Source organism: Sphingorhabdus sp., assembly GCF_035329025.1.
In the GTDB taxonomy this organism is placed as follows: Bacteria; Pseudomonadota; Alphaproteobacteria; order Sphingomonadales; family Sphingomonadaceae; genus Sphingorhabdus_B.
Genome location: NZ_DAOLHN010000041.1, coordinates 1 through 13,063, shown reverse-complemented (window position 1 = coordinate 13,063; position 13,063 = coordinate 1). Strand labels below are relative to the sequence as shown.

At 57.8% G+C, this 13,063-nt stretch carries 14 protein-coding genes; 4 read left to right on the top strand and 10 right to left on the bottom strand.

Features of this window, described 5'->3' with window-relative positions; all coding sequences use genetic code 11:
* Positions 1-2: 2 nt before the first annotated feature.
* A complete protein-coding gene (locus PKC81_RS11610) occupies positions 3-1,016 on the bottom strand; it encodes a polyprenyl synthetase family protein (RefSeq protein ID WP_324336241.1) in 1,014 nt (337 codons plus the stop codon).
* Positions 1,017-1,112: 96 nt separating this feature from the next.
* Here PKC81_RS11610 and PKC81_RS11605 point away from each other — a divergent pair, with 96 nt between their 5' ends.
* Complete coding sequence (locus PKC81_RS11605; RefSeq protein WP_115549483.1) at positions 1,113-1,403, top strand: chorismate mutase; 291 nt, start codon at positions 1,113-1,115, stop codon at positions 1,401-1,403.
* On the opposite strand, the gene PKC81_RS11600 is transcribed toward PKC81_RS11605, so the two are convergent.
* The 5 genes from PKC81_RS11600 to PKC81_RS11580 form a co-directional block, all read right to left on the bottom strand.
* Positions 1,400-2,707: an ATP-binding protein gene (locus tag PKC81_RS11600; protein ID WP_324336279.1), complete on the bottom strand. Its 1,308-nt coding sequence runs from the start codon at positions 2,705-2,707 to the stop codon at positions 1,400-1,402. The genes PKC81_RS11605 and PKC81_RS11600 overlap by 4 nt on opposite strands.
* 85 nt (positions 2,708-2,792) lie before the next feature.
* Positions 2,793-3,458 carry a response regulator transcription factor gene (locus tag PKC81_RS11595; RefSeq protein ID WP_324336238.1) on the bottom strand — a complete coding sequence of 222 codons (666 nt, stop codon included), beginning with the start codon at positions 3,456-3,458 and terminating at the stop codon, positions 2,793-2,795.
* An 83-nt stretch (positions 3,459-3,541) separates the two neighbouring features.
* On the bottom strand, positions 3,542-3,841 hold the full coding sequence (locus PKC81_RS11590; protein ID WP_324336236.1) for a PepSY domain-containing protein: 300 nt from the start codon (positions 3,839-3,841) through the stop codon (positions 3,542-3,544).
* 87 nt (positions 3,842-3,928) lie between these two features.
* Positions 3,929-4,639, bottom strand: a complete 711-nt coding sequence (locus tag PKC81_RS11585) for an SIMPL domain-containing protein (RefSeq protein WP_324336234.1) — start codon at positions 4,637-4,639, stop codon at positions 3,929-3,931.
* An 18-nt stretch (positions 4,640-4,657) separates the two neighbouring features.
* On the bottom strand, positions 4,658-5,515 hold the full coding sequence (locus PKC81_RS11580; protein ID WP_324336231.1) for a D-amino-acid transaminase: 858 nt from the start codon (positions 5,513-5,515) through the stop codon (positions 4,658-4,660).
* Between the two features lie 59 nt (positions 5,516-5,574).
* Here PKC81_RS11580 and PKC81_RS11575 point away from each other — a divergent pair, with 59 nt between their 5' ends.
* Positions 5,575-7,365 (top strand): ATP-binding cassette domain-containing protein, encoded by a 1,791-nt coding sequence (locus PKC81_RS11575; RefSeq protein WP_324336229.1) that lies wholly within the window; start codon positions 5,575-5,577, stop codon positions 7,363-7,365.
* A 135-nt stretch (positions 7,366-7,500) separates the two neighbouring features.
* Here PKC81_RS11575 and PKC81_RS11570 read toward each other — a convergent pair whose 3' ends face one another.
* Positions 7,501-7,971, bottom strand: a complete 471-nt coding sequence (locus PKC81_RS11570) for a DUF6456 domain-containing protein (RefSeq protein ID WP_324336277.1) — start codon at positions 7,969-7,971, stop codon at positions 7,501-7,503.
* A 143-nt stretch (positions 7,972-8,114) separates the two neighbouring features.
* Between PKC81_RS11570 and PKC81_RS11565 the strand changes: the two genes are divergently transcribed.
* Positions 8,115-8,678 carry a helix-turn-helix transcriptional regulator gene (locus PKC81_RS11565; RefSeq protein WP_324336227.1) on the top strand — a complete coding sequence of 188 codons (564 nt, stop codon included), beginning with the start codon at positions 8,115-8,117 and terminating at the stop codon, positions 8,676-8,678.
* A gap of 4 nt (positions 8,679-8,682) precedes the next feature.
* Positions 8,683-9,867, top strand: coding sequence for a glycosyltransferase (locus PKC81_RS11560; RefSeq protein ID WP_324336225.1), 1,185 nt, complete (start codon positions 8,683-8,685; stop codon positions 9,865-9,867).
* Here PKC81_RS11560 and secF read toward each other — a convergent pair.
* From secF to yajC, 3 genes are read right to left on the bottom strand one after another with little or no spacing between them, the layout of a single operon-like run.
* A complete protein-coding gene (gene secF, locus PKC81_RS11555) occupies positions 9,864-10,844 on the bottom strand; it encodes a protein translocase subunit SecF (protein ID WP_324336223.1) in 981 nt (326 codons plus the stop codon). The genes PKC81_RS11560 and secF overlap by 4 nt on opposite strands.
* A gap of 16 nt (positions 10,845-10,860) precedes the next feature.
* Positions 10,861-12,459 (bottom strand): protein translocase subunit SecD, encoded by a 1,599-nt coding sequence (secD, locus tag PKC81_RS11550; RefSeq protein ID WP_324336221.1) that lies wholly within the window; start codon positions 12,457-12,459, stop codon positions 10,861-10,863.
* Positions 12,460-12,497: 38 nt separating this feature from the next.
* Positions 12,498-12,833 carry a preprotein translocase subunit YajC gene (gene yajC / locus PKC81_RS11545; protein WP_324336275.1) on the bottom strand — a complete coding sequence of 112 codons (336 nt, stop codon included), beginning with the start codon at positions 12,831-12,833 and terminating at the stop codon, positions 12,498-12,500.
* Between the last annotated feature and the right edge of the window lie 230 nt (positions 12,834-13,063).

Below are 13,063 nucleotides of genomic sequence, written 5' to 3'. Positions count from 1 at the left end.
CCTTAATAGGCGCGGGCAATGGCAAACTCCACCGCCTCGACAAGCGCATCCTTGGCTGCGCTGGCTGGGAACGGGCCGAGGGCGTCGATGGCGCGCTGCCCATAATGGCGGGCACGCTCCAGCGTATCGTCGATGGCGCTATATTTGCGCAGCAGACCAGTCGCATAAGCCAGATCATCGGCGCTTACACGGTGACCGAGCATCGCATTGTGCCAGAAGCTCTTTTCCTCTGCATCGCCACGACTGTGTGCGAGGATTACGGGCAATGTCACCTTGCCATCGCGGAAATCGTCACCCGCATCCTTGCCCATCGTTGCGCCGTCGGAGACATAGTCGATAGCATCGTCGACCAGCTGGAAAGCGATCCCCAGATTGCGGCCATAGGCATCGAGCGCCAACTCGTCCGCCTCGGAGCGTTCGGCAACCACGGCCGCAATGCGGCAGGCGGCAGCGAACAGCGCGGCCGTCTTCGAACCAATAATATCGAGATATTTTTCTTGGCTGGTGGAAATCTGCCGCTGTGCGGTCAACTGGTTCACCTCTCCCTCGGCAATCACCGCCGACGCGTTGGACAGGATTTTGAGGACCTTTAGCGAGCCATCCTCGACCATCAGTTCGAAAGAGCGGCTGAACAGGAAATCGCCGACCAGCACCGCGGCCGGATTGCCGAAAATCAGATTCGCGGCGGTCTTGCCGCGCCGCATGTCGCTGCCATCTACAACATCATCGTGCAGCAGCGTCGCGGTGTGGATGAACTCTACTGCTGCTGCCAGCTTGTGATGCCGATCCCCCGGATAATCGAGCAAGCGCGCGCAAGCGAGCGTCAGCATCGGTCGCATCCGCTTTCCGCCGCCGGCGATCAAATGCCCTGCCAGTTCCGGGATTAGCGGAATTTCCGACTGCATTCGATCGAGAATCACCGCATTCACGCGGTTCATTTCCGGAGCCACGAGATTGAGCATCGGCTGGAGCGAAGGCGTGCGCGCGGCGCCAAGTTGGTGAATGGTCGCAGTCATATCCTCCAAAGCCTTGGCAAGCGGCAGCCCCGCGCGCAAGTGCAAAAGCTGCAATGCCGCTTGCCTGTCACGCCTTGGCACGGCATGGAATGGGCGATGGCACAGGACGACAAGCTCACCCGGTATCGCGAGAGCATCGACAATATCGATGCAGCCCTCGTGTTCATGCTCGCCGAGCGTTTCAAAATCACGCAGGCAGTGGGCGAATATAAGGCGACGACCAAGCTGCCGCCCGCAGACCCTGGTCGCGAAGAGCGGCAGATCGAGAGGCTGCGCCAATTGGCGAAAGACGCCAATCTCGATCCCGATTTTACCGAAAAATTCCTGCGCTTCATCATCGATGAGGTCATCCGCCACCATGAGCGGATAAGGGACGGGGCTGGCTAAACCGCTTTGGGCAGTTTCAACCTGACCAACAAACCGCCCATATCCTCGCTTTCGTCCAGTTCGATAGTGCCGTTGTAGATTTCGGCGACGTCGCGAACGATAGCCATACCAAGGCCAGTGCCAGGCTTCCCGCTATCGAGCCGTACGCCACGGTCGAAAATGCGCGCCCTGTCTTTTTCAGGGATACCCCGGCCGTCATCTTCAATTACAATTGCGACCATATCGCCCGCATCCTCGACGGTTACAAACACGCTGCCGCCGCCATATTTGGCTGCGTTTTCGACCAGATTGCCAATCATTTCGTCCAGATCCTGCCGCTCGACGCGCACCGCAACTTCCTTGTTGCCTGCCATGTCGAGGCGGACATGGCGGTATAGGCGTCCGACCGCGCGCTCGACCGATTCGAGGCTTTGCCATACTTCTGCCCGGCTATGACTATGCCCACGCCGCCCGACCGCGCGCGCGCGGGCGAGATGGTGATCGACCTGACGCCGCATTGTCGTTGCCTCACGGATTACAGTCTCGGCAAGGTCGGGGGCCTGTGCCGTGGCGCTGTTCATGATAACCGTCAGCGGTGTCTTCAACGCATGAGCAAGATTGCCTGCATGGCGCCGCGCCTCTTCAGCCTGCTTCTCATTATGGTCAAGTAAAGCATTGAGTTCATTGACCATTGGCATCACTTCATCAGGCAATGCGTCCTGGATTCGATGCTGCTTGCCGCTGCGCATCGCCGCAATCTCCCGGCGCACATCGCGCAATGGCCATAGTCCGTAAAAGGTCTGCAAAGCGGCCATGATGATCAGTCCGAATGCCAGCACCGCAAAGGCCGTCGCCAATACGGTGCGCAATTCGGTGATCTGGGCATCGAGGCTCTCGCGGCTTTGTGCCACCATGAAGATCCAGCGCGTATTGCTATCGGGCAAGACGATCGCGCGTTCAACGATGCGGAGCGGCTCTCCGGCAAACTCTTCGCTGGACCGGAAATGCGGCTTGGCATCGTTGTGACTCAGATCGACACGTAACGTCCGGTCCCACAGCGAGCGTGAAGGAAACGGCATTTTGCCCTTCCCGCTGATTTGCCAGTAAAGCCCGCTGTTGGGTTCAAGAAAACGCTGGTCGCCGAGCGGCCGATTGAGGCGCACCTCACCATCGGGCCCTATTTCGGCCGAGGCGATCATGGCCGTCAGCACATATTCCATCTGGTCGTCGAAATTGTCCGACACAGCGTTGACCAGCACGCGATCCAGCGCCAGCCCACCAGCGATTAACAGCAGGGTTATCCAACCGGCGGCAATGATGATCATGCGGCGGCTCAAAGAGCCGGTGCCGCGTGCGGGCTTGTCTGCTGTCGTTACCGGAGCAACATGGCCCGCCTCTTCCGCCATGATGTCAGCCGCGCGGTTCTTCCAGGCTATAGCCAAGACCGCGAATGGTCGAGATCACATCCTGACCGAGTTTCTTGCGGATGCGGGTGACGAAAACCTCGATCGTGTTCGAATCGCGGTCGAAATCCTGATCGTAAATATGCTCGATCAGCTCGGTGCGGCTGACGACCTTACCCTTGTGGTGCATCAGATACGACAGCAGTTTATATTCCTGTGCAGTCAGCTTCACCGGCTCACCGTTGAGCGTGACGCGGCCCGAACGAGTATCGAGACGAACATCGCCAGCTGTCAGTTCGGAAGAGGCGTTGCCCGAGGCACGACGGATCAATGCGCGAAGGCGCGCGATCAGTTCTTCGGTCTGGAAAGGCTTGGCCAGATAATCATCGGCACCGGCATCAAGGCCCGCTACTTTGTCAGACCAGCTGTCGCGCGCTGTTAACACCAGTACAGGGAATTTCTTCCCTTCACGCCGCCAGCGATCCAGCACCGTCAATCCGTCAACTTCGGGTAGGCCGAGGTCGAGGATCACCGCATCGTAATTTTCGGTGGAGCCCATGAAATGGCCGTCTTCGCCATCGATCGACAGATCGACGGCATAGCCTGCACCTTCCAGCGTCGATTTGAGCTGCTGGCCCAGCGTCGGTTCGTCTTCCACGATCAGGATGCGCATATCGCTTCCTTGCTCCCTTTTGGTTATTTTCGATTTACCGGAGATAACAGATTGAACGGCAGGCGCAAACCAAAGGCTTTGGTCTAACGTTGACGCAATACACTGCCCGAGCGCGCATCGACATCGACAAAAATGACGCGGCCCGAATCGATGAATTTCAAGCGATAGACCTGCGCATTGCCGTCATATTCGGGGCCAAGATATTCCATCCCGCGCATCCGGGGAACGACACGCCCTTCGATCTCGCGCAGCGAAAGCACTTTGCCTGAATTCATCTGTTCGCGTGCCTTGCCCTGATCATCCCCTTTGCGGGCATAGACCGGTGCAGATACACTTGCAGAGCCGAGCGCAGCGGCAAGAAGGAGGAGAATGGCTTGTTTCATGCCACCCTTGTTAGTTGCGCCGCATTGAACCGAGTCTGAACGGCGCGTCAAGGATTTGGTAAGGATAAAGCCGTCCTGCACCACTGCTTACTTCACCATTTCAAAGGTAAAATTCATCGCCGATCCGATGCGGACCTGCCCCGGCACAATGGGCGTATCTTTGGCCGAGGATTGTTCGCGCACCGCCATCACAGGCATTGGATATCCGCCAAAGTCGCCGGATTGCTCCTCGACCCGCAACACGCGCGCACTGGTATACCCAGCCTTGCGCGCGATTGCATTCGCTCGCTTCATCGCGCTGTCCCACGCCTTGTCACGCGCCGTTTCTTTCAGCTTGCTATCATCATCGACCGAGAAGCTCGGGCCGTTGAAATTGGTCGCACCGTCACTAGCCAGCGCGTCGAGGAACTGCGGCAATTTCTTCAAATCGCGCAGCTTGGCGGTAACAGTGTTGTTCGCTTCAAACCCGCGAAAAACCTGCCGTCCTTCGTTGTAATCAAACTGCTGGTTCAGCGATATCTGGGTCGTCTGGATATCCTTGTCCGCGATGCCGAGTTTCTTCAGCCGCGCGATAACAGCGGCCATTTGCGTATTATTCTGGCGGACGGCTTCATTGGCGGTCGGGGCCAGCGTCTGTACGCCGGTTGAGAAACTGGCGACGTCGGGGGTTGCATCGACATATTCAGTCACAGAAAGGTCGATGACGGGATTGGTTGCAGTGATATGAACTTCGGTTGCCATAGCTTGCCCCGTGATGCTGCCGGTTGCCAAAAGTGCGGCGATAATCAGCTTACGCATAGATACTCCTTCTTGCGATCAGATCGCGGAGGAGCGTGCAAACTCGATATAAGTTTCGCGCAACTTCCGCGTGATCGGTCCGCATTTGCCATCCCCAAGCTGAACGCCATCTATACAAGTTATCGGAAGGACAAATGCTGACGCAGCGGTGACCATCGCCTCGGCGGCTTCCTTGGCCTCCTGTACTGTGAAGGGTCGCGTCTCGACCCCGACAACGCCCTGCCGCGCCAGTTCGAGAACCGCCGACTGGGTGATGCCATGCAGGATATTGTTGTCGAGCGGGTGGGTGATGAGTTTGCCCTGCTTCGTAACAATATGTGCATTTTGCGAAGTGCCCTCGGTGATGAAACCGTCGCGTACCAGCCAGGCATCGTCCGCTCCGCGCGCTTTCGCCTCCGCCTTCATCAGCGATGCGTAGAGCAGTTGCGTGGTCTTCACATGTGCCATCTGCCAACGGCGATCGGGCAGTGTGACCACCGATACCCCGCTCTCTGCCTGTGGCCTGTCCACCAGCGATGCGTTCTGGGTGAAGCCGACGATGGTCGGCGGCAGGTCGGTAGAGGGAAAGAGGAAATCACGATCTCCGGGATTGCCGCGTGTGACCTCGAAATAGATCATGCCTTCGACGAGCGCGTTGCGTCCAGCGAGTTCGCGGCACATGGTCAACAACTCTTCGCGCTCCGGCGGCTGCGGCATGCGCAGCTCGGCCATAGAACGGTGCAAGCGCGCGACATGGCCGTCAAAATCTATCAGCTTTCCATCAATGACTGAGACAACTTCATATACCGCATCGGCGAACAGGAAGCCGCGATCGAAAACGGACACCTTGGCTTCGGTTTCGAGGACATATTGTCCGTTGAGATAGACAGTGCGCATGGATTGGCTTTGCGCGAGAGCTTGCATCGCGTCAACCTTCACCCTATCCGCCGCGCACCATGCGTGCCCCTCCCATCCTGTCCTACGAAGGTCTCTCGCTGCAGCAAGGCGCTGGCTGGCTCTTCAGTGACATCGACGTCCATATCGGTCCGCGCGATCGGCTCGCGCTGATCGGACGCAATGGCGCTGGTAAGACCACGTTGATGAAGCTGGTAGCGGGCAGTATCGACGCGGATCAGGGCAAACGCACTGTCGTTCCCGGCACCAATATCGTGATGCTGGAGCAAGACCCCGATTTTGCGCCCTTCGATAAACTCATCGACTATTGCCTGTCGGGCGAACGCGCGCCGCCGGAGCATGAGATCCGCGCGATCGCTGATCAATTGGGTATCGACCTCGATCGCGAAGCCAAAACTGCTTCTGGCGGCGAACGGCGGCGTGCCGCTATCTGCCGTGCGCTGGCAAGCGAGCCTGACCTGTTGCTGCTCGACGAACCCACCAACCATCTTGATCTGGCCGCGATTGAATGGCTCGAAGACTGGCTGACGCGCTATAAGGGCGCCTTCATGGTCATCAGCCATGACCGCACCTTCCTGACCCGGCTTACGCGCCAGACTTTCTGGCTCGACCGTGGATCCTTGCGTCGCAACGAAATCGGCTTTGGCGGCTATGAAGCCTGGATGGAGGCGGTCTATGCCGAAGAGGCACGTGCAGCTGATCGGCTCGACGCCAAGCTTAAGATCGAAGCCCATTGGCTCGAACGCGGCGTCACTGCGCGGCGAAAGCGCAACCAGGGGCGGCTGGCGAAGTTATGGGAAATGCGCGCGCAACGCGCGGCCATGCTCGGCCCGCAAGGTACCGCAAAGCTGGCGGCAGCGTCCGACGATTCAAAGACCAAAACGGTGATTGCGGCAGAAGGTGTTTCCAAAAGCTTTGGTGACCGCAAGATCATCCGCGACTTCACCCTGCGCATCCAGCGCGGCGACCGCATCGGTATCGTCGGCGCAAACGGCACTGGCAAGACTACGCTGATCCGGATGCTGACCGGCGAGATGCAGCCCGACGAGGGCAAGATTACCCTGTCGAAGACGCTGACCGGCATCATCATCGACCAGCAACGCAAACTGTTGGCGCCCGAAAAGAAGGTGCGCGATGTGCTGGCCGATGGTAGCGACTGGATAACCGTTCGTGGGCACAAGAAGCATATCCAGGGCTATCTCAAGGAATTCCTGTTCGACCCCAACCTGGTTGAGGCACGGATAGGAACGCTCTCGGGTGGCGAGCGTTCGCGCCTGCTGCTCGCGCGTGAATTTGCCCGCGAGGCGAACCTGCTTGTGCTCGACGAACCGACCAACGATCTCGATCTTGAAACACTAGATCTGTTGCAGGAAGTCATCGCCGATTATGAAGGCACTGTCCTGATTGTCAGCCACGACCGCGACTTCCTCGACCGTACCGTCACCTTGACGCTCGGGTTGGACGGGTCGGGGAAGGTTGACATTATCGCTGGTGGCTATGCCGACTGGGAAGCGAAGCGTGACCGCCGCCCGCAAAATGCCGCCAAAACGCAGAAAGCAGCACCTGTGCCAGCTGCGCCCCCTCCCCCGAAGGCTTCCAAGCTGTCATACAAGGACCAGCGCGACTATGATCTGCTGCCGAAGCGGATCGAGGAAATCGATGCGGAAATTGCCAGGGCCGAAACCGAACTGTCCGATGCCAGTCTCTACAGCCGCAATCCGAAACGGTTTGCAGAGCTAACAAATGCAATCGACGCATTGCGCGCCGAAAAGGATGCTGCTGAAGAACGCTGGCTGACGCTGGCGGAGATGGTAGAAGCTTTGGCAAGCTGAACTCCAGCCTTTGAAACTTGATTTTCGTCACCCCCGCGAAGGCGGGGGTCCATCTCCGGAAGGATAAATTTCATCTGCCGGTGATGGATTCCCGCCTTCGCGGGAATGACGAAGTCTTTTTAGGCCAGTACACATTCAACCCGGCAAGCGGTAATAGTCTCCCAGTCGGTCGAGCGCGATTCGCAGCACCAGCTTGCCTGAGCGTAGCGGCCAACCCATCGCCTTCTCTGCCACCGGCACGCCCTCGCCTGCGCAGATCACCCGCCATGCAATATCGCTGAGATCGGGGCCCAGCACCGTCATGGCGTCATCGAAACGCTGCTTGGCGTGCAGCGCGCGTTCGGTGGGCGTGAAGGACGAGGGTGCACCGCGCTTGCCGCGCGATACCGGCGAGGAATCCCAAACCATCGTAGTTCGCGCACCAAGGCAGGCGTTTTCATAATCGGCACGGAGTTTCTCTCCCGCCAGCAATTGCCGGTCAGACAAATGACCATGCGCGTGCAGCCAGGACAGTGGAGATTCGGACAGGTTGACCGTGACCGTTCGCCTAGGCGCGCGACGGCGACCGTCATCGTTCGGGTCAGGCAGCGCACGTTCGACGAGCATGCGCGGATCGCGAAATTCGGCGGGTGCATTGGCTGTATTGCGACGCGGCATAAATGCTCCTTCGACTCGTTAAAAAGCCCTCTTGCCATTTGGAGAATTATGTAGGACAGTGAAAACCTATTTGGTTATCGAAAGCCTGCGCCATGCTGCACCGAATCCGCGAAGTCCGCCGCGCCAAGGGGTACACCCTGCTCGACGTCGCCGAACGCTGTGACCCGCCGACCACGGCGCAGACCATAGGTCGCCTCGAAACCGGAACGCGCACCTTGTCGCTCGACTGGTTGAACCGGATTGCCAATGCGCTTGGAGTCGATTCAAGCGAATTGGTGCAGCTGCCCGATCAGAAAGAACTGCCGGTTGCGGCGCACCTTGGAATGGATGGCGTGCAAGCGCCGACTCAGGCCGATACGATGGTCGCGCCGCGCCTGCTTGGTGAAATGGTGGGGCTTCGTGTCATGGACAGCATCGGCGACTATAGGCGCGGCGATGAAATCTGGTGCGAGCAGTTACCGCCCGAACGCTATGCCGAGGCACTCAACTGTGACGTGCTGGTCCCCCGCCCTGCAGGTCGCTTCCTGTTCGGACGGTTGTTGGGACGCGAGGATGGAAAGCTGCATTTGCTCCCGCTTGCGGCCGGCGCGCGCCAACAGGTGGTGGCTGATCCGGCATGGATTGCCCGCGCCGTTAAGCTGGTGCGAACACTATAAAGCCATGCGCATCCTCTCGCTCTCGACCCTTTACCCAAGCGCCGCCGCGCCTAACTTTGGGCGTTTCGTCGAACTGTCGCTCAATGCCGCCGAAGCAACGCGTGAGGTCGAGATAGTCCGCATCAGCCCCAATGGCCTGCCGCCTTGGCCTTTATCCAAACTGCTGCCCGCATATCGCTTGCGGGCCGATTTGCCACGCGAAGATAGTTGGAATGGGAAGTCCATCTTGCGGCCGCACTTCACTTTGCTCCCCGGCATGGTCCCAGCCCGCAATGCCGCCGCTATTGCCAAGGCCGTGTTACCCTTTGCCCGTCGTCTTCACGCACAGCAGCCATTTGATTTGGTAGACGCACAATTCTTCTGGCCCGATGGCCCGGCGGCAATGCACGTTGCTAAAGCGCTGAACTTACCCTTTTCAATCAAGGCACGAGGGGCTGACATCCATTATTGGACCACGATTTCCGGATGCCGAGAGCAGATCGTCGAAGCAGCGCAAATGGCGAATGGATTGCTGGCAGTTTCAGAGGCAATAAAGGCCGATATAGAAGCACTTGGCGTGACCCCAAACAGGATCCGGGTCCATCGTACGGGCATAGATCGGGCGCTTTTCGACGTTCCATCCGAAGCGCACGAGATGCTGCGCGAACGGTTGCAGGTTCCTATCTATGAAGCGCTGCTTGTTTGCGTTGGCACCCTTATTCTGCGCAAAGGCCAAGCCTTTGCAATAGAGGCGATGGTGAAACTGCCCGATGCTCGGCTCGCGCTTATCGGTGAAGGCGAAGACCGGCAGATGCTGGAAAAGCTGGCACATGAATTGGGCGTTGCAGATCGCGTCCACTTCCTCGGATCATTGCCGCATCACGAAATCGCCCGGTATCTGAAAGCAGCTGATGTCGCGGTGCTGCCGTCTTCCAGCGAAGGACTGGCCAATGCCTGGATAGAGGCGCTAGCCTGCGGAACACCCTTGGTCATCACCGATACAGGCGGAGCCCGCGAAGTGCTGCATTCAGATACGGCGGGTAGAATCGTCGAACGCAATGCCGAAGCGATTGCCGCGGCAGTGCATGAATTGCTCAGTGCACCGCCCCACCGCGAAGCGGTAGCTGCTACGGTTGCCGATTATAGCTGGGAAGCAAATGGCGCCGCGCTGGTTGCGCATTGGCGCCATCTACTCGGCAGCAAAGCTTAGACTTTCCCTTCGTTCAGTCGCTCAACCTTGCTGTCAGCGATCTTTTCAGACGGCACAAAGCTGTCCGAACTGACCCCGAACCAGATCAGGAACGGCGCCGATTGATAGATTGACGAATAGGATCCGACGAAAATACCGAAGGCCATCGCGACGCTGAAACCGAATATCACGTCCGGGCCAAACAGCACGAGCACAACCAGCGGCGTCAGGATCGTCAAGCTGGTCATCACCGTACGCGACAGCGTTTCATTGACCGAAAGGTCAAGCAATGCGGGCATATCCATCTTCCGATATTTCATCAGATTTTCGCGAATTCGGTCGTAAATCACGATCGTATCGTTGAGCGAGTAACCGATGATCGTAAGCAATGCCGCAATGGTATTCAGGTCGAATTCCATCTGGGTGAGCGCGAATAGGCCGAAGGTTAGCGTAATGTCGTGGACCAGCGCCCAAATAGCCCCAACCCCGAATTGCCATTCGAAACGGAACCAGACATACATGGCAACGCCCAGCGCGGCCGCTATCAGCGCGAATAAACCCTTGTCGAACAATTCACTCGACACTTTGCCCGAAACCGAATCGACACCGTCTATACGGACTTTGGGATGGTCTTCCTTAACCTTGGCGATGATTTTTTCCGCCATTTGGTTGGCAAGTTCAGGTTTCATATCCGCGCCTTCGGGCAGTTTCATTCGGATAGATACCTGATTTTCTGCGCCAAAGCGTTGAATGGTCGGATCTCCATAACCAAGCTCGCCTACGCTCTCGCGCAAAGCCTCAACCGGCGCGGTCTGTTCACCGACGAAAGTCGTGCGGATCATCTGGCCGCCAATGAAGTCGACGCCAAAGTTCAGGCCGCGCGTCGCGACCAAAGCGATCGAAGCGATCATCAACAGGATGGATATCCCGAATGCGATATTTCGCCATTTCAGGAAGCCGATATTGGTATCGTCGGGAACGAGCTTCAGAAGTTTCATGGACCGAACCCTTGTATTAAATATTGATGTCTTGCGGACGATTGCGCTTCACCCATCCAGCCACCCACATGCGCGTGAGTGTGACGGCTGTGAAGACTGAGGTAACGATGCCGATCATCAGAACGACCGCAAAACCACGGATCGGTCCCGAGCCGAAGATGAAAAGCAGCACCGCTGCAATGACGTTTGTGATATTTGCGTCGAAAATGGCACGACTGGCTTCTTTGTAGCCATTTTCCAGCGCCTGGATAACGCGCCGCCCTTTGCGCCGTTCTTCGCGAATACGTTCATTAATGAGCACGTTGGCGTCCACCGCAGCACCAATGGTCAGCACGAAACCGGCGATACCCGGAAGCGTCAATGTCGCATTGAACATCGCCATCACCGCAAGGATCATCGCAACGTTTATGACAAGCGCATAGCTCGCATAAACGCCAAAGCGCCCATAGGTCAGGATCATCCATAACAGCACACCGGCAGTTCCGATCAGCGCGGCCAGTATCCCGCTCTTGATCGAATCCGCACCAAGATCAGGGCCGACCGAACGTTCTTCAACAACCTTCAAATCCACCGGCAACGCGCCCGAATTGAGTGCGATCGCCAGCTGATTGGCACTTTCGACCGTGAAGCTGCCCGAAATCTGCGAGGAACCACCCAGAATCGGTTCGTTGATCCGAGGTGCGGAAATGACTTGACCGTCGAGGATGATCGCAAACAGCTTGCCGGTATTTTGCTGCGTCATGCGGGCAAAACGTTGTCCGCCTTCACCGTCGAACTGGATATTGACGACCGGCTGGTTGTCCTGCGCGTCAAAACTCTGCTGCGCGCCGGTCAGCCTGTCACCGGTGATGCCGCCCAAACGACGCACAGCGATGTTCGGCATTCCCGTCGGGTTGGTTGGATATGGCAAGACTTGACTACCGACACGCGCCTTGCCCTGGGCGGTTTGCTCCGGATCAGCGCCCTCATCCACCAGCTTGAATTCCAGCTTTGCGGTCTTGCCGATCAGTTCCTTCAAGGCCTGCGGATCCTGAAGCCCCGGCACCTGCACCACTATACGATCGGCTCCTTGACGAATGATCGTCGGTTCGAGTGTGCCGAGCGCATTGATGCGGCGATCAATCACATCCTTCGCTGAATTCATAGCCTGATCGAGCACCGTCGTATTTCCGGAACCTGAAGGCGACAATGTGATGCGGTTTCCATCGGTGACATCAATCGACCAATCGCGCCCGCCGGTGGTGTTAGCGACAATTGGCAATAATGCCTCGCGTGCGGCGTCGATCTGGGCGCTATCGGGCACCACAAAGCTGAGTTTGCCGTTCGTCCGGCTTACATTGTCGATCGAAATGCGTGGTTCTGCGCGGCGCATTGCTGTGCGCACGCTGTCCTCAAGCGTTTCCAGCCGGTCACGCTCCAACTGTGCTACATCGGCTTCCAATAGAATGTGGCTGCCGCCTGCAAGGTCGAGACCTAGACTGATCGTTTGCTTGGGCACACCGTCTGGAATACGATCAAGCCACGCCTTGGGCAGAAAGCTCGGAATTGCAAGGAGAAGGCTGAGCACAATCAATGCGCTCAGCATGATGACCCGCCACCGTGGAAAATCTAGCATCAAATACCCCTATGGGATTGAACCGGGCCGCAAAGGCCTCAGTCGTTGGCCGGTTTAGTCGTGCGGCTTTTAACGTCCGCAAGGGTCGATTTCAGCGCCTTTACGCGTACATTTGGAGCCAGTTCGACCTCGACATGATCATCGGCGACCTTGGTCACCTTGCCCATAAGGCCGCCGCCGGTCACAACTTCGTCATTCTTGCCAACCGCTTCGATCTTCGCCTGATGCTCCTTCGCGCGCTTTTGTTGCGGGCGAATGAGCAAGAAGTAAAACACTACGAAAATTAGCAGCAGCGGCAGAATGTTTGTCGTAAAGAAATTCATGCCTGAAACAGAACCACCGGCCGCACCGGCTGCGGCTGCTGCAAAAATCATGGACGATGTCATTATGGCTTTCCCCGATTGTTCTTGTTGGAGGGCAGATAGGAAGCCCTGCCGAAAATCCAAGGCGCGCGGTTACCACCATGGTAAATCGCGCGCAACGGGAAAGCGTTTATCGGGCAATAAGGCCCCTTGCTTTTACAGATTTGCCGCCATATAGGCCGCGCTCCGGTCGGGACGTAGCGCAGCCTGGTAGCGCATCACACTGGGGGTGTGGGGGTCGG

Excerpts from the sequence above, each read along its gene's own strand:
- PKC81_RS11610 (WP_324336241.1), bottom strand. The coding sequence starts at position 1,016 with ATGACTGCGACCATTCACCAACTTGGCGCCGCGCGCACGCCTTCGCTC.
- PKC81_RS11605 (WP_115549483.1), top strand. The coding sequence starts at position 1,113 with ATGGCACAGGACGACAAGCTCACCCGGTATCGCGAGAGCATCGACAAT.
- PKC81_RS11600 (WP_324336279.1), bottom strand. The coding sequence starts at position 2,707 with ATGATCATCATTGCCGCCGGTTGGATAACCCTGCTGTTAATCGCTGGT.
- PKC81_RS11595 (WP_324336238.1), bottom strand. The coding sequence starts at position 3,458 with ATGCGCATCCTGATCGTGGAAGACGAACCGACGCTGGGCCAGCAGCTC.
- PKC81_RS11590 (WP_324336236.1), bottom strand. The coding sequence starts at position 3,841 with ATGAAACAAGCCATTCTCCTCCTTCTTGCCGCTGCGCTCGGCTCTGCA.
- PKC81_RS11585 (WP_324336234.1), bottom strand. The coding sequence starts at position 4,639 with ATGCGTAAGCTGATTATCGCCGCACTTTTGGCAACCGGCAGCATCACG.
- PKC81_RS11580 (WP_324336231.1), bottom strand. The coding sequence starts at position 5,515 with ATGCGCACTGTCTATCTCAACGGACAATATGTCCTCGAAACCGAAGCC.
- PKC81_RS11575 (WP_324336229.1), top strand. The coding sequence starts at position 5,575 with ATGCGTGCCCCTCCCATCCTGTCCTACGAAGGTCTCTCGCTGCAGCAA.
- PKC81_RS11570 (WP_324336277.1), bottom strand. The coding sequence starts at position 7,971 with ATGCTCGTCGAACGTGCGCTGCCTGACCCGAACGATGACGGTCGCCGT.
- PKC81_RS11565 (WP_324336227.1), top strand. The coding sequence starts at position 8,115 with ATGCTGCACCGAATCCGCGAAGTCCGCCGCGCCAAGGGGTACACCCTG.
- PKC81_RS11560 (WP_324336225.1), top strand. The coding sequence starts at position 8,683 with ATGCGCATCCTCTCGCTCTCGACCCTTTACCCAAGCGCCGCCGCGCCT.
- secF (WP_324336223.1), bottom strand. The coding sequence starts at position 10,844 with ATGAAACTTCTGAAGCTCGTTCCCGACGATACCAATATCGGCTTCCTG.
- secD (WP_324336221.1), bottom strand. The coding sequence starts at position 12,459 with ATGCTAGATTTTCCACGGTGGCGGGTCATCATGCTGAGCGCATTGATT.
- yajC (WP_324336275.1), bottom strand. The coding sequence starts at position 12,833 with ATGATTTTTGCAGCAGCCGCAGCCGGTGCGGCCGGTGGTTCTGTTTCA.